The sequence below is a fragment of the Mesoplasma seiffertii ATCC 49495 genome, from assembly GCF_000518725.1.
Classification (GTDB): domain Bacteria; phylum Bacillota_I; class Bacilli_A; order Mycoplasmatales; family Mycoplasmataceae; genus Tullyiplasma; species Tullyiplasma seiffertii.
In genome coordinates this window covers 23,072-39,934 of sequence record NZ_JAED01000010.1, presented here as the reverse complement: position 1 = coordinate 39,934, position 16,863 = coordinate 23,072, and the positions used below count along the sequence as shown (strand labels likewise).

Annotated in this window: 13 protein-coding genes and 1 riboswitch; of the genes, 1 reads left to right on the top strand and 12 read right to left on the bottom strand. The window is 30.4% G+C overall.

Annotation, left to right across the window (positions count from 1 at the left end; genetic code table 4):
• The 4 genes from L872_RS0101070 to nrdF all read right to left on the bottom strand — a co-directional run.
• Positions 1-635, bottom strand: a 635-nt coding sequence (locus L872_RS0101070; protein ID WP_027063047.1) for a lipoprotein, incomplete at its 3' end; no start/stop codon positions are given.
• Between the two features lie 163 nt (positions 636-798).
• Positions 799-2,964 carry a class 1b ribonucleoside-diphosphate reductase subunit alpha gene (gene nrdE, locus L872_RS0101065; RefSeq protein ID WP_027063046.1) on the bottom strand — a complete coding sequence of 722 codons (2,166 nt, stop codon included), beginning with the start codon at positions 2,962-2,964 and terminating at the stop codon, positions 799-801.
• Positions 2,951-3,424 carry a class Ib ribonucleoside-diphosphate reductase assembly flavoprotein NrdI gene (nrdI, locus tag L872_RS0101060; protein ID WP_027063045.1) on the bottom strand — a complete coding sequence of 158 codons (474 nt, stop codon included), beginning with the start codon at positions 3,422-3,424 and terminating at the stop codon, positions 2,951-2,953. Before nrdI ends, nrdE begins: the two co-directional genes overlap by 14 nt.
• 3 nt (positions 3,425-3,427) lie before the next feature.
• Positions 3,428-4,447, bottom strand: coding sequence for a class 1b ribonucleoside-diphosphate reductase subunit beta (gene nrdF / locus L872_RS0101055; protein WP_027063044.1), 1,020 nt, complete (start codon positions 4,445-4,447; stop codon positions 3,428-3,430).
• Between the two features lie 212 nt (positions 4,448-4,659).
• Positions 4,660-4,723: riboswitch (nucleoside riboswitch) on the bottom strand.
• A 424-nt stretch (positions 4,724-5,147) separates the two neighbouring features.
• Here nrdF and L872_RS04475 point away from each other — a divergent pair.
• On the top strand, positions 5,148-6,938 hold the full coding sequence (locus tag L872_RS04475) for a ribonuclease J (RefSeq protein ID WP_036268810.1): 1,791 nt from the start codon (positions 5,148-5,150) through the stop codon (positions 6,936-6,938).
• A 50-nt stretch (positions 6,939-6,988) separates the two neighbouring features.
• Here L872_RS04475 and L872_RS05240 read toward each other — a convergent pair whose 3' ends face one another.
• The 8 genes from L872_RS05240 to mutM form a co-directional block, all read right to left on the bottom strand.
• Positions 6,989-7,081, bottom strand: coding sequence for a hypothetical protein (locus tag L872_RS05240; RefSeq protein ID WP_169729887.1), 93 nt, complete (start codon positions 7,079-7,081; stop codon positions 6,989-6,991).
• 972 nt (positions 7,082-8,053) lie between these two features.
• On the bottom strand, positions 8,054-10,261 hold the full coding sequence (locus L872_RS04470) for a hypothetical protein (RefSeq protein WP_036268808.1): 2,208 nt from the start codon (positions 10,259-10,261) through the stop codon (positions 8,054-8,056).
• A gap of 34 nt (positions 10,262-10,295) precedes the next feature.
• Positions 10,296-11,000 (bottom strand): hypothetical protein, encoded by a 705-nt coding sequence (locus L872_RS0101035; RefSeq protein ID WP_027063042.1) that lies wholly within the window; start codon positions 10,998-11,000, stop codon positions 10,296-10,298.
• A gap of 149 nt (positions 11,001-11,149) precedes the next feature.
• On the bottom strand, positions 11,150-12,358 hold the full coding sequence (locus tag L872_RS0101030) for a phosphoglycerate kinase (RefSeq protein WP_027063041.1): 1,209 nt from the start codon (positions 12,356-12,358) through the stop codon (positions 11,150-11,152).
• 163 nt (positions 12,359-12,521) lie between these two features.
• Positions 12,522-13,535 (bottom strand): type I glyceraldehyde-3-phosphate dehydrogenase, encoded by a 1,014-nt coding sequence (gap, locus tag L872_RS0101025; protein WP_027063040.1) that lies wholly within the window; start codon positions 13,533-13,535, stop codon positions 12,522-12,524.
• Between the two features lie 82 nt (positions 13,536-13,617).
• The gene (locus L872_RS0101020) at positions 13,618-14,520 is read right to left on the bottom strand and encodes an ATP-binding protein (RefSeq protein ID WP_036268807.1); all 903 of its coding nucleotides are present in this window, start codon (positions 14,518-14,520) and stop codon (positions 13,618-13,620) included.
• A 10-nt stretch (positions 14,521-14,530) separates the two neighbouring features.
• On the bottom strand, positions 14,531-15,808 hold the full coding sequence (locus tag L872_RS0101015) for a DnaD domain protein (RefSeq protein ID WP_027063038.1): 1,278 nt from the start codon (positions 15,806-15,808) through the stop codon (positions 14,531-14,533).
• Positions 15,809-16,018: 210 nt separating this feature from the next.
• Entirely contained in the window at positions 16,019-16,855 is an 837-nt protein-coding gene (gene mutM, locus L872_RS0101010; RefSeq protein ID WP_027063037.1) for a DNA-formamidopyrimidine glycosylase, read from the bottom strand.
• Positions 16,856-16,863: the final 8 nt, after the last annotated feature.

Below are 16,863 nucleotides of genomic sequence, written 5' to 3'. Positions count from 1 at the left end.
CTTAACGCGTTAATCTTGGTAATTGCTTCACCAACAGTTTTAAATTGGCCATTAACAATTTCGTTAACTTTTGTTCTAAATGCTGAAGTATCCACATCTCGAATCGCAATGAATTGGAAAACCTGATTAGAAATTGGTAAATAACCCTCTTTCATTTTAAAAGTTACAACAATTTTGTTATCAATAATCGTTGCTGTAAAAGAACTTACTCCTTCAGGAGGTGCTAAAGTTGCAATAGCATCTCTTGCTTCTTTAATAGTTTTAAAACTATACTCAGCCAAGCTTTTAGCTTGGTCGTTAAAACTAGTTATTCTGGTAACTTTTGCCGGCACAAATTTCACAACTAAACTATCAACTTTTGCATAATCTTTTGCTGTCGTAAAAGTAAGTTTTATTTCATCATCGCTTGCTTTGGATACGTCTACTTTCGAAACTCCCGCTGGCAATTGTTCAATTGCTTGAATACTTTTAATCGCTTGTTCAATTGATAAATGTTTTTGATAAGTTTCCTTTGAAACAAGTTCTAGATAGTTTGTCAAATCGACTTTTTTTAATTTATTAGAGCAAGCAGCCGCAGTTGAAACCGACGTTGCTACTAATGTAACAGAACCTAATAATCCTAATAATTTCTTCATTTGAATCTTCCTTTCTTTAATTAAAACTTTAAAAAATGTTGTAGTTCACTATTTAAAAAATGACCTACATATTAAAAATATATGTGTCTCATAAAAAAGGTCAAAAAAAAAAAAAAAAAAAAGTTGAAAACCCACATTTTGGGTTTTCAACTTAACAAATAGTTTAAATTACACAAGCATCACATTCATAGTTTTCACTATCCTCAAGTACTTCTTGACGTACTCGAACATAGTAGATTGAGGCACAGCCACTTTTGAAAGCACGAATATAAGCCTTATTTAAATCACGTGTTGTTGCCTGATCAGTCATAAATAAAGTTAGCGAAATTGCTTGATCAACATGTTGTTGAGCAGCTGCAACAATATCAATAATTGGATTAGGTCCAACTTCATAAGCACCCATTGCATAATAGCCCATGTTGTCAAAATCAATTTTATAAGCTGGAACATAAACTCTTCCTAGTTTTCCTTCTTTGCGGACTTCAACAGGAGCTACTACTGGTTGTAAACTTGGAGTACATGATGACAGATAACTAATTGATCCTGTTGGAGCTACTGCCATTAAGTGTGAATTAGCAATTCCCTCTTGTTGGATTTTTTTGCTTAAAGCAATTCAATCAGCTTGAGTTGGAATTTCAATATTATATTGAGCAAAAATTTCTTGAATGCGAGAAGTTTCTGGAGTTCATTTTGTTGGCTCACATTTAGTATATTTCTCAAAATAAGTTCCATCAGCAAACTGAGTTTTTTCAAAATCAGTAAAGGCTCCAAAAGTTTTTACTAATTCATTTGAAGCTTTAAAAGCATGATAGGCCATAACATAGAAAAAGATGTTAGTAAAATCAATTGCTTCAGGTGAGTTATAAAAGATTTTATTGGTTGCTAAGAACCCATGTAGGTTCATGGCTCCTAATCCCACAGCACGGTTTTTACGATTCCCTTGTTCAACAGATGGAGCACAAGCAAGATCACTATTTCTTGAAACATGATTCAAGGCTCAAATTGAATTAAAGATCGCTTCGGAAAATTCATTGCCACTTTCCATCATTTTGGCAATATTAACACTTCCTAAATTACAACAAATGTCATCTCCGACAGTTTTATAAGTTAAATCAACATTAAACTCACTTGGAGTACTTACTTGAACAATTTCACTACATAAATTACTCATAACAATTCGTCCTTGATTTGCATGAGCATTACGATTGTTAACTGTATCATCAAACAATAAGTATGGATAACCACTTTCAAAGTGTAGTTCAGCAATTGTTTGAAATAATTTACGAGCACTAATAAAGGTTTTCTTAATTTCGGGATTATTTAGTAAATTGTAGTATTCCTCTGTAATTGAAATATCACTCATTGCTTTTTTATAAACTCGCTCAACATCATAAGGACTAAATAGTGCCATATCTTCATTGTTTTTTGCTAGTTCAAAAGTAATGTCGGGAACAACTACTCCTAATGAAAGAGATTTAATACGAACTTTTTCGTCAGCATTTTCACGTTTAGTATCTAAAAAGCTCATGATATCAGGGTGGTGGACATTTAAATAAACTGCTCCAGCTCCTTGACGTTGACCTAATTGATTAGCATAAGAAAACGAGTCTTCTAAGATTTTCATTACCGGAATAACTCCTGTCGCTTGATTTTGAACTTGTTTAATTGGTGCTGAAAACTCACGTAAATTTGTTAAACATAAGGCAACTCCCCCTCCACGTTTTGATAATTGTAACGATGTGGTAATTGCTCTTCCGATTGATTCAATATTATCTTCTACTCGTAATAAATAACAAGAAATAAATTCTCCACGTTGTTTTTTTCCAGCATTTAAAAATGTTGGCGTTGCTGGTTGAAATCTTCCTAACATCATTTGATTTAAAACACTTGTTGCCTTTTTAAGATCACCATCTCCTAAAAATAAAGCACACATTAATACTCGTAATTCATAATCTTCTAAGTATTGTTTTCCATCAAAAGTTTTTAGTCCATAAGCGTTAAAAAACTTTAATGCTCCCATGAAACTTGGAAATTCATGATTGTAGGCCAAAGCTTTCGCATATAACTCAGCAATCGCGTTCAAATCATAGCTGTTAACTAAATCGGCTTCATAATAATTGTTATCAACTAATCATGTAATTTTTTCTTTAATATCTTTAAAAACTTTTGTATTCGGAACAACATGATGTTTCATATATGATCGTGCTGCGTCTAAATCTAATTTAAAATTATCTTTCCCCACACTAAACAGTTTTGATTTTGCATTTAATGCAATGTACTCATCAGATTCATTTGTTCCTGATAAAGTTAAAATTTTATTTTTGCTCATAATTATTTTCTCCTCAAAAATTTCTAATAATTTCATTGATTGTTTCAACGTCATGATTTGTTCCTAATAATTCAAATTGGTATAACAATGGGACATTTAAGCGTTTAGAAATTATTGGTCCTGCTAAAGCAAATGTATCTCCAAAGTTTGTGTTGCCTGAGGCAATTACTCCACGACAAAAATCGCGATTTTGTTTATTATTTAAAAATTTAATAACTTGTTTAGGGACTGCCCCATCAGTTAAATTACCACCACCACTGTAAGTTGGTGTAATTAAAATATAATCACTATTAACAGTAATTTCTTCACTTAATTCATAAGGAATACGTGAGTTATTAACCCCCAATTTTTGAATAAAGCGATGAGTATTATTTGAAGTCGATGAAAAATACACTACATGAATTGGTCCTGTTGGTTTAACAACTTGATCAGTTGTCACTTTAATCACATCTTTATGCATTTGCTAAAACTCTCAATCTTCATCTTCAGTTTCTTCAGATAGTCCCATCACATATGAAGATCCATTACCTGAGAAAAAGTCATGATTTTCATCAGCTCTAGCAGATAGTTGAGTAAAGATTTCTGGTTCAATACGAGTTTCTTCTTCTGTAAATGGTGAATCATACCCTAAATTTTGTAAGAACTTTCCAGCATTATAAACACTAAACTTAATCGCATCTTCAGCTAGACCAAAATCAGCATATAATTCAGTCAAATAAGCTTTTTCCAAATCAATTAGTTCATATAAAAGATCAAAAACAAATGTTTTCATTTCTGCTTGTTTTTCTGGAGAAAGTTTTTCAACTTTACGTTGATATTTATAACCACTGTAATAATTATGAATAACTTTATCTCGTAAAATTAAACGAATAATATCAGAAGTGTTAGGCATTTTCCCACGAGCTGATAAGTAAAATGGTAAGTAAAATCCTCCATATAATAAGAACCCTGGCATCATTGCCGCTGCCACTTTAGATTTTAATGGATCATTGCCCACGTAATATGGGATCAATGCACGGGCACGGGCTTGTAAACTTTCAGTCTCAATAACTCATTCATGAGCTTCTTCAATTTGGTCACTTGAACACAAAGTTGAAAATATTGATCCATATGAACGAGCGTGAACCCCTACCATAAAGGCAAAGTTAGTATAAATAACTTGCTCATGATCTGTTAAGGCATTATTAATTTGGGCTGTATCTCCAACAGTTGCTTGAATAGTGTCTAACAACGTCAGCCCAGTAAAAGTTCGAGTAACTAACTGTTGTCATTCTGGGGTTAATGTTTTTCATGAGACTAAATCATTAGAAACAGGGATTTTTTCTGGCAATCAAAAGTTTTGTGTAACACGAGTTCAAACTTCCAAATCTTTTTCATCATTGATGAAGTTTCAGTTAACTGAACGTAATTTGTTTTGAAAACCATTTAAAGCGTACTCTAAAGGTGATACCGATTCTTGGTAATATTTATTGTTATTTGACATAAAAAACCTCTCTCTTTTTATATATATGACAAATTTTAAATAAGGTCAGTCTTAAAGACTTCTACAATATTTATTATTGGCTTATTTAGATTGCTATTTTTAAAAGTAAAACAGTATTAGATCACTGTGAATATAATTTTTTCAACTTTTGCATTCATCTAACACTTTTTCTTTTTTCAACAGAAACCCATTTTGTGTATGCAAAAGTTCTAACCTATAGTCCCTACGTTTGGCAAGGGGTGGAGTCTGTAGCCCATTTTGCTACACTATATAAGTTTCTATTTGTTTATCATTATAACCAAAGTTTTTTGCAAAAAGTAATAAAGTCATTTACAAATGTAGTTAGTATTTTTTTCCAAACAAATTATTTTTTTTCCAAACACAAAACATAGGTTTTAAAAGGATTTTTTCAAAAAAATTTCCAATCTTACTAAAAATATTTTTTAAAAGCTTTTTTACTTCAAAAATTGTTTTTTAAAAATTTTGCTTTTCTCAGTCATAATGTTTTAAAAAACTCAAAAAATGGTTAGTTTTTATGGTATAAATTATTTAAGAAAATATATTTAGGCCTAAAAAAGGTAATTGCTGACAATTAATAGAAATGATTAATAACTTAATTTGAATTAACACAAATCAAATATAATATTAGGATTTTTATGTAAAACAGGGCACTTTATATCAAATTGAAAGGTATTTTATTATGGAAAAAGATTTAAAAACAACTGAAACTAAACCTTCACCAATTAAACCGGTTGAAGAAGAAATTAAACCCTTTGTATTTAAGCAGAAAGCGGTTAAACGTCAATATGCAACTACACAGATCCCAACTAAAGTTTTTGCTTTAGGTGGACTAGAAGAAATTGGAAAAAACACTTACGTTGTTGAATATGATAACGAAATTATTATTATTGATGCTGGAGTTAAGTTTCCTGACGCAACAATGTTGGGAGTTAATGCTGTTATTCCGGATTATTCTTATTTAGTCGAAAATCAAAAGAAAATTAAAGCATTATTTATTACTCACGGTCATGAAGACCATATTGGAGGAATTCACTACTTATTAAAACAAGTTGATATTCCCGTAATTTATGCTCCAGAACTAGCTTCTGCTTTGGTTCGTGATCGCTTAAAAGAAAACAAACTAACTGGTAAAACAGTTGTTAAAGAATATGTTGCTGATGATATTTGAAAATCAAGCAACTTACGCGTTAGTTTTGCTGCATTAAACCATTCAATTCCTGATGCTTTTGGAATTTTAGTAGAAACTCCCAACGGAAACATTTTTTCAACTGGGGATTACAAATTTGACTGAACTCCATTGGGACACTATACCGAACTAAATAAACTAGCAGCAATGGGTGATAAAGGAATCGAACTTTTAATGGCTGATTCAACTAATGCTGAAGTTGAAGGATACACTCCAAGTGAAAAAGGTATTATTGAAAATATTGATCAACTATTTTTAAAAGCTAAAGGTCGCATCATGATTACAACTTTTGCTTCAAACGTTCACCGTATTCAACATATTATTGAAACTGCGAACCGTTACGGTCGTAAAATTGTGATTCTTGGCCGTTCAATTGAACGTATCATTAAAATTATTCGTCAAATGGGTCACTTAAAAATTTCTGAAAAAGAATTTATCAAACCAAATGATATTGACAAATATCCTGATAACCAAATCATGGTAATTACTACTGGTTCTCAAGGTGAACCAATGGCAGCTTTATCAAGAATTGCTACTGGTAAACACCAATCAGTAAACATTAAACCTGGTGATACTGTGATCTTTTCATCATCACCAATTCCTGGTAACCGTGCTGATGTTGAGCGTTTAACTAATCGTTTAACTCGTGTTGGAGCAATTGTTATTGAAAACTCAACAAACAACAAAATCCACTCTTCAGGACATGCCAGTCAAGAAGAACAAAAATTATTATTCAGCTTATTACGTCCAAATTACTTTATGCCAATGCATGGAGAATTTAGAATGTTGAAAAAACATGTTGAAACAGCTGAATCAGTTAACTTAGAACCAGGTCACGGATTTGTTATGGCTAACGGAGATGTTTTAGAATTATTAAACGGAAAAGCTAAAGTTGAAAAACGTGTTGAAGCTGATGCAATTTATGTTGATGGAAAAGATATGACTGGTCAAGCTTCAAATGTAATTCGTGAACGTGATATTTTAAGTCGTGATGGATTAATTTCTGTTGTGGTGTCAATTGATTCACAAACTAATAAATTATTGAGTCAACCTAAAATTATTTCTCGTGGAAGCTTCTATGTTCGTGATTCAGGAAATGTAATTGGAGAATCAATTAACATTGTTACTAATGCTGTCTTAGAAGTTCTTAATTCTCCTAAACCAACTTTTGGAGCAATTAAGCAAGCAATTAAGCAATCTTTATCACCATACATTTTTAAAACTAAACGTCGTAATCCATTGATTATTCCGGTTATCTTAAACAAAAAGCCAAGTGATAAATAAACTTTAAATATTCGAACTAAAATAACCTGTCTTATCGATAGGTTATTTTTTTATGTTTGATATATAATTAGTATGATTACGAAAGGAGAGAAAATATGAGAAATCAAAGTATAGTTCCACGTGGGTTTATTATTTTTGCCCAAATTATTGGAACCGTAATTGCCGTAATCGGACTAATTGTAGCTTTTTACTTTATTAACGACGAGTTAAAACGTTTAAGCATAGAGGACCCAAATTTTGTGCAAACCAAAATTTTATGAAGTATTGTTTTAGCAATATGTTTATACATGGTATGAAAAACAGTTTATACAGCTATTGTTATTTGTAAATTTGTTAAAGAAAACGATGATCAAGAAATAATTGCCAATCGTTATATCTTAGCAGTTTTATCATTAACTCTAGGAGGATTCTTAACTCCTTTTGTATTAACTCAATTTAGAAATATGGAAACTGTTTCAACAGTTAAACCTCGTTGATTCTTATCAAGAGTTTTAGGACTAACAATGTTGGTTGGTGGAGCTCTTGGACTAGGAGGATTCTTGTTAGCAACATTGACAAGTACTCTTGGAGCAAGCGGAATTAGTTTTGCTGACTTATTAGCAAACACTGGTGGATTAGTAACTTTCATAATTTTGATTGCTTTAACAACTTTAGGAGCAATTGGAGTATTGACATTTTATGGTGGAAATAAACAAGAAATTTTTGACGGTAATACTACTGCAAGTAAACTAATGAACGCTGTTGCAATTATGTTTTTAGTTGTAGCAACATTAGAATTAGTATGATTAATTGTTATTTCAATTATTAGACTTTTAGGGGCAATTGCTGATCTATTCCAAAAAATCGGTCAAGAAAGTGGATTCATGAAAGCATTCGCTATCATGTGAGCTTTAGCAAACGTTGTCTTTACATTCTACTATGTGATGATGATTGTTAGAATTTCAGTTGAATGTATTGCAGGAATTTGAGCTCGCGACGGTCGTGTTGTTATTAAATACAATGAAAACATTGCCAGAGTTGAAGATCAAAAACAAGCAAGATAGTTATAAAAATTAAAAATACTCCGAGTCATGCTTTACTGCATTCTTGGAGTATTTTTGTTGTATAGTTACCTTCTACGCATAGACTTTGCAAAGTCATTCCATGTTTTTACGAATTTTTTTCTTCATATCATGAACTTGCTCTAATGTATAATGCTCTTTTTGTTCCTCAATGTTAAGTAATCCTTTATTACTTTCATTCTTTAATAAAAGCAAGAGTTCATCTTTTTTCATTCCTATATCTAAGAAAAAATCAATAATTTCTTTTTTTTCATCATCATTATTAGAGCAATAAACCAACTCTCAAAATAAGTCACTAAATTTAAATCTATGATCAGAGTATTCATAAAATCTGTGAACGACATCTAACCACTTTTGTTCATTTGAGCTGAGAGATTTTACTTTTTTGATAAGTTCCCCTTTTTTTACACATGCTTCCGCAGGTAAAGTATATCCATATTTAATGGTTTCATATTTGATAATAGGGAAATCTTTGACTTCTATTTCTGTTATTCTTTTTCATGTTTTTGCGAAGTATAAGGAAAGAAAAAACTCTACCAATCCAATATCATATTTGGTTTTTGAAAAAACATCAAACATATTTTTTACAAAGTTAATCTCTTCGATTGAATCAGAACAACTGTTGAATTTATGAAAAATTCATGCAAAAATTCAATAATCTTGGTTTTTTCTGTTTTCTATTACTGATTCAAAATTGTCAATTTTAATTAGCTTTAAAAAATACTCAAAATTATAGATAATAAAGTGAGAATATCCCCTTTCAAATGAATAGATTTTTTTAGCGAAAGGATCATATTCATCTAAAAAACTCATAGACTTAGGAATACTATACGATGCTATTTTATTTTTCATAAGCACAGAATAAACTTTTCTAATTTTTTCAACTTTTTCGCTACTTTCAAAATTAGACGATTTGTAATCTTGCATCAAACTTATCAAATACTTGCTTTTTGTGAAACAATTATTTTGTGATGAATTTGAAAAAGAAGCTTTTGCTTTGTTCGCATCAGTAAAATTTTTTCAATCTTGTTCAATAGAACTCCAAGATTGCATAGCATAATAAATTTTGTCATAAAAAACCTCAGATATCATTGCAATATCATTAATATTTAAAAAAGAATTATAGCTATAAAATGTAGTCATCTTTTTATTTACTATACCAAAGTTCGTACTTGTATAATTAAGAGACTTTAATATGTGAATAATAACAAAAGAGTGCAAGTCAAAATATTTAGTATTTATCTCTTCATATTGGATATTATCAAAATGTGTTAAACACATCTTTAATAGCCTATAGTTTAAATTTTCAAATACATTTACAAGTAGCGAAGTAATTTCATCTTCTATACTTTTATATAAACTACGGCTTTTGATGTTTTCTTCAACTAATTTTTGAATAATTTTATCGCTTTTTTCCACTTTAAATACTTTTCAAAAATATTTGAAAGAAAAATCGGATTCTTCGTTATCTATGTCCTCAATAACCTTTTCAGAAGTCACAAAAACAAAAATTAAGTTTTTGCTTTTGATAGAACTTATTTCCTTTATGAATTTTTTTTCTACTTCCACTAGAGATTGATTTTTTAGAAGAACTAAGCGGTTAATTTCGTCAAAAATAACTATGGTCTTACTGTTTTTACTTTTACTTGTAGCTTTTTTCAACTGCTCTCGATAATCAGACCAGTTTTTAATTCTCCAAATTTCACGAATAAAAAAGATAGTATTTATAAAAAGGAATATTAATATAAGGCTTAGTAAAGTACAATATAGTTCGATAACATCTTCTCTTAAATCTGAAAGCAAAACGTCCACAAATGCCGATATCAAGCTAAACTCAATTAGTGAGAGAATTGAAGTAAGAACAAACTTTCGATCTACATAGTCAGTGCTTCGCTTTTGAGATCCCTTGATTTGACCTACAACTTTACTCATAAATACTTTAAAATAGTCCTCTTTTTGTTCATTGATTGTATCTAAAAAAGACTTGCAGCTGATATACTCAACATTGATTTTAACTTCTTCATTATTATCTCGAATCTCTTTTAAACTACCCCGAGTCTTTTCTAAAAATCTATTAATAATATGTGTTTTACCTAAACCTGGCTCACCAGAAATAAGTATAGGTCTACCAAGACTATCTCCTTGAAAATCATCAATCGATAATTGATAGTCTGAATCAATCGATAATATTGGAACAGAGGGCTCCAGTTCTACTTGACTATCCCAATTATCATCTTTGGCCTTATTACAAATTTTTCACATACTTTTTAGTTAATCCTTCTATACATTTCTACTGTTACACCAAAACTCTTGATGACATTGGAACATACAATCAAATTGATAACATTTTTCTAAACTTGATATATTCAGTAGTTGTCAGAATTGGTTTTGCCATTTCTAAAAGATTATTCTTTTTATTTTGAATAATATTAATTCATCATAAAAACACTAATACCGAAACCATTCATCCAAACACTGATAAAACCTCTAAAGCGAATGCCCATCCAAAAGGTATTGCTGTATTAACTTTATTAGGGTTATTTTCATGAGGCACAAAGATAATAATCAAGGCAACTCCAATCAAAGTTAAAATTGCCAAGCTAAATAAACCGATAAGTCCTTTTAGTTGTCATGAACTTTCTTTGCTATTAGTTTTGTACTCTTCCATTTGATCAAAGGCATTAAGAATTTCAAAAACACTTTGTAAATTTGTTTGCTTATAATTTGTTTGAGAAACTTTCAAAGTATCAGTTTGACGTTTGTATCTAAACAAAGCGCTAACATAGTTTCGTTTGGTAACTTCTACAGTTAATCTTTCTTGACTACGAGCATGCTTTAAACGCTCTAAAACCTCTTCTCCTGATAATGCAGTTTTGCTCATCTTTCCATAAATATAAATTATTAGCTTACCTACTATCATTGATAAAATTAGCAGAGCAATAAATATTATTAAAATAATTACGATCGCTCCGTCTTCGGCTTTTAGCTTACCATTAAACATTTTATTCACTCCATTCAATAATTAATTATACAAGAATAACTCTCGTCTTTAAGTATCTAAAATAAGATTTCTTAATTCTAAGATCCTTCAATTCCAAAGATTAAAAAAATGAATTTCGTAAGAAATTCATTTTTTGGTTAATATGATAATTACTTGTTAGAAATTGCTTCAATACCTGGTAAAGCTTTACCTTCCATATATTGTAGTGAAGCTCCCCCTCCTGTTGAGATTCATGAGAAATCATCTCTGAATCCTAACTTAATTGCAGCAGCAGCAGAATCTCCTCCACCAATTAAAGTAAAGGCGTTGTCTAATTTAGCAGCTGATTCACAAACAGCAACAGTTCCAGCTTTAAAGTTTTCAAATTCTGAAACTCCCATTGGTCCATTTCAAACAACAGTTTTTGCTCCAGCTAATTCTTTTTGGAATAATTCAATTGTTTTAGGTCCAATATCTAATCCCATTAATCCTGCAGGAACATCTAATCCACAAAATGTTGGTTCAACATCAGCAAATGATGGTGCACATGCTGAATCGATTGGTAAGATAATTTTTCCATTAGCTTTTTCTAAATAAGTTTTTGCTAATTCAACTTTATCTTCTTCTAATAATGAAGCTCCGATTTCGTGTCCCAATGCTTTCATGAATGTATAAGTCATTCCTCCACCAACTAAAATTTTGTCAACTTTAGTTAATAAGTGATCAATAACTCCAATTTTATCAGAAACTTTTGCTCCTCCTAAAATTGCTACGAAAGGACGTTCAGGAGTATCAATTCCTTTACCTAACATTTCAATTTCAGATTGAACTAAAAATCCTAATGCAGATTCACTAATGTTTTCTGAAATTCCTACGTTTGAAGCATGCGCACGGTGAGCAGTTCCAAAAGCATCATTTACAAAAACATCTCCTAATGAAGCTCAGTATTTTCCTAATTCTGGAGCATTTTTAGATTCAGCTTTAACAACTTCACCATCTTTAACATCTTCAAAACGAGTGTTTTCAAATAGTAATACTTGTCCAGCTTCTAAACCTTTAATAGCTGCTTCTAATTCGCTTCCTCTTGTTTGAGGCACAAATTTAACTGCTTGTCCTAAAACTTCAGCTAATCTTTTTGCAACTGGTGCTAAAGATTTAGTTGCTTTATCTTCTTCACTTTTAATTCTTGATAAGTGTGAAAATAATACAATTTTAGCTCCGTTTTTAACTAAGTGTTTGATTGTTGGTAACGCCGCTTGAATACGGTTATCGTCAGTAATCACACCATCTTTTAATGGCACGTTAAAATCAACACGAACTAAAACAGTTTTACCATTAACTTCAATATCATTTAAAGTTTTCTTTTGGTTATAATTCATATTTTGTCCTTCTTTCTTAAAAATATCATTCTTAATAATTTTAACTCATTTAAGGTCTTTTTTGATAAATAACTTTAATTCAAATTAACAAATCTTGTTCTCTAGATTTAAAAATAAAAAAACAGCCGTAGCTGTTAATTTTATTAATTGTAATCTTTGGAAATTATAATCCCATGAAGTACATAGTTGTTCTAACTAATTGAGAAACGTATGAACTTTCATTGTCATATCATGAGAATACTTTAGCCATTTGTTTTCCATTAACTGTAGTAACTTTTGTTAAAGTAGCATCAAAGATTGATCCAAATGATGAACCGATTGTATCATTTGAAACGATTGGTTGATCACAGTATTTAATTGCTAATTTTAAATCAGCATCTGCTTCAATAGCTTTTTTCATTGTTGAGTTAATTAATTCAACTGAAACTTCTTTATTGAATTCAACTGTTAAATCAGTAATTGATCCTGTAATTGTAGGAACACGTAATGCTAAACCATCTAATTTACCTTTTAATTGAGGTAATACTAAAGAAACTGCTACTGCTGCTCCTGTAGTTGATGGAATAATGTTTCATGCTGCTGCACGTCCACGACGTAAGTCAGCGTGTGGTAAATCTAATAATTTTTGATCGTTTGTTACAGCATGAACTGTAGTCATTAATCCTTTTTCAATTCCAAAGTGTTCATCTAAAATTTTAGCCATTGGTGCTAAACAGTTAGTTGTACATGAAGCTCCTGAAATAATTACGTCTTCAGCAGTTAAGTCTTTATGGTTAACTCCGTAAACAACAGTTTTCATTTCTCCAGTAGCTGGTGCTGAAATAACAACTTTTTTAGCTCCTGCAGTAAGGTGTGCTGATGCTTTTTCTTTTGAAGTGTAGAATCCTGTTGATTCAATAACTAAATCAATTCCTAGTTCTCCTCAAGGTAATGCGCTAGCATCTCTTTCTGCGAAAACTTTTACTTCTTTACCATCAATAATGATAGCTCCTTCTTTAGCTGAAATTTGTCCTTCATGGAATTTTCCTTGAGCTGAATCAAATTCTAATAAATAAGCTAAAGTTTTTGTATCTGTTAAATCGTTAATAGCAACAATTTCAACACCTTTATCAAATAATTGTCTAAATGTAAGACGACCGATTCTTCCGAATCCGTTAATTGCAATTTTTTTTGCCATTTTGTGTTTTTCCCTCTCTTATATATAAATTAATTATATGCTTTTTTTGAAAAAAAAGGAAATATTTGAGTAAATATCCCCCTTACTTTCTATGGTTCTTACCCTTTAATTCAAAGCTAACTGCTAAAGTACGAATTCGTTCCATAAAGCGATTTTGCTTAATTTTTTCAATAGCTGAGTTATCACTTTTAATAACATAGTTTTCTTTTAATTCTTCCATTGAAAAATTTGAAGTGAAAAATGTTATTTTTTTGTGTTCCATACGATAATTTAAAATTGTAAACAAAAAATCATCTCTTCATCAGTTAGACACTGATTCACCACCGATATCATCTAAAAACAAAACATCGGTTTTTTTAAATTTAGCAATGAACTGATTATTCTTCGCTTTCTTATTTGTTTCTGATCAAGAGTTTTTCTCTGAATTAATTAAATTTCCAACATTGGCAAAAGCAACACTATAGTTTTTAAAAGCTGCATGGTTAGCAAGAACCTTAATTAAAGTCGTCTTCCCAATTCCTGGTTCTCCGTATAAATAAACTCCCTTTGAATACCCTTTTTGCAAACGTGTTAACGCGTCTTTTAAAAAAATCTTACGTTTTTCAATTTCATCTTTAGTAAATAACTCGGCGTTTTTTTCAACATCTAATAAATATTCCGGAATTGTAAAATCAAAACCATCCAAATCATAATCAAGATAAATAAAGTGTTGTTTCATTTCATAATTTTTATTTTCAGTTAACCAATGCGCACATTTCTTAAGTTTGATATAAAAACGTCCATTTGTAAACTCTAATGTTTTTGTATATCCTTTTGTAGCTTGACGACACTTCTTTAAAGGGCCTGGTTCACATTGAATATAAGTATTTACAAAATCATCTAAGATTGGTTCATTTAACGACAAAATTTCATCGCTTATTTGATGCGATGAAATTAATTCTTGAATAACTGCATTTTTTTTGAAAACTGCTAGTTGATTATTCATACTTACTCCTTTACATATTATTGGCAATTATTAAAATATCATTATCAGTTAATTCTTCATTTTCATATTGTTTAAAATCAAACTTTTCAAATTCCATATCGGTTGTTTGAGAAGTTAAAACAGTTGATGTTTTAACAATTGTCTCTGACTTTTTAACTCGCTTAGCAGTTTTATTAGCTCCCTTTAAAAAGGCCATTACTTGCTGCGCTGAATTTAAGTTTTCTTCATAAAGAGTTTGCGCAATTTTAGAAATATAGTTGACAATAACTTTTCCTTCATTTTTTAAAAACGAAAATTCCATTAAGCAATTGATTACTCCTTTAGTTGATTTGTACTTATTTATTATATCTCTAATTCCATTTTTAATAATTGAACTTGGTAAAGAATTTGTTAACATTTCATAATAAGTTTCTCAATCATAAAAACTCATCTCTTCAGCTTTTTTAACTTCAGCTGGAGATAATCCTAAAGTTATTTCTCGTAAACCTTTTGAGGCCTTTAAAGCTTTTAAAACTTCAATTTCAAAAATCTTCTCATTAATTTCACGATTTTCAAAGCTATAACTAGTAATAATCATCTCGGCAATTTGTGATTCACTAAATGATCGTACTGCTAAAGCAGTACTTAGTAAATTAGCGGTATATTCATCTTCAAAATCCATCACAATATTTTCTTGATAAATTAGTTCAGCAACTTTGTCTAAATCTAACAGCTTTTGGCATAACTTAGCTCTTTTTGATTTTGAACTCGGTGCAGTAAATAACGCCATGTTATTGGTTGTCTTAGTAATTGTATTAAACTCTTCTTCAAAGATCTCAGCAAAGTCAACTGAAACTTCTTCAAAGTCTTCTTCATTGCGTTTTGAAGAACGTTCTTTAAAAATAAATTTTGTCGCCTCATAATTTTCTTCACCCAGTTTTTTACTTAATGTTTTATTAAATACTTCATTAGCAAAAAAGTCTTTTGGCGATAGCGGTGCTAGAATATTAAATTTGCAATCACCTGTTGCTTTTGCAATTAACGTTTTGACTAATTTTAAAGCTTCTAGTTTTTTAAGGTTTCGTTCAAATTGTTTATCTGTTGTAGAAGTCAAATTAAACAAACGTTCAATTGTAAATGGCATCGAATTGATTTTTTGTGATAGTTCAAATTCTTGAATTAAAGTTAAATACAACCCAGTAGCAGAACTTCCGATTATTGGTTGATACAAATTTAAAAGAATAGTACGGTCAAACTCATCAATTCGCTCGGTAATATTGATTGTATATTTCTTATCTATAAAAATCATTTTATTACCTCCGATATAGATTGATATTATTATTTTTTTGTCTAAAAATGTTGATAAATTGAAAACTTTTTTTGATATTTTTTTGCCATTTTTTACTAACCCTTTACCCCATTGACTTTATGTGACTTTTCCACTTTTCCACTTTGGTGTTTTTGGGGGTGAAATTTTGCTAAATAAAAAAAATAACTCACTAATAAGTGTGAGTCAAAATTATTTTTTAAAAATTTGGCAATTAGGGCAGTAATATGTTCCTCGTCCATTAACAAAATTTTTGGCAATTTTGAAACCGCAATTAACACATTCTTGACCAGCACGAAGATGTACTTTTAAATGTTCTTGATAATTTCCTTCAACTTCGACACTAGATTTAAATGTGTGAATTGTTGTTCCTCCAAGTTCAATCGCTTTTGTTAAAATTTTTGTTGATGCTTGCATTAAGTTTTCACAATCTTGCAATGTCATAGTATTAGCAGGTTGCTCGGGATGAATTTTTGTTGCAAATAAAACTTCATTAACATAAATGTTTCCTAAACCAGCAATAACCGTTTGATCTAATAAAACAGTTTTAATGGCCTTACGACTACGTTGGGTTTTACCATATAAATATTCTGCAGTTGCTCTAATTTCTCCAGGGATTGGTCCTAATTTGGCTAAAGAAGGGCTATTTTGGTAAGTTTCAGAAGTATATAACTCTAATGTTCCAAATTTACGAGTATCATAGTAACGGGCAAATTTACCATTGCTTAAAACCAATTGGGCTTCTAAATGTTTTTGATCATAACTATATAATTCCGGTTCTTCGATCATTCATTTTCCTTCCATGCGTAAATGAGAAATTAACACATGATTTTCCAACTTAATTACAATATATTTTGCTTGATTAGTAACTTCAAGAATTTTTTGATTTTTTACTGCTGCTTTAAAACCAGCAACATCAACATTTTTTAAAAGTTTTGTATAAAAAATCATACTGTCGGTAATAGTAAGATTTTTAATCTCACGATTTAAAATTCTTGCAACCGTGGTGACTTCTGGTAGTTCTGGCATATTTCCTC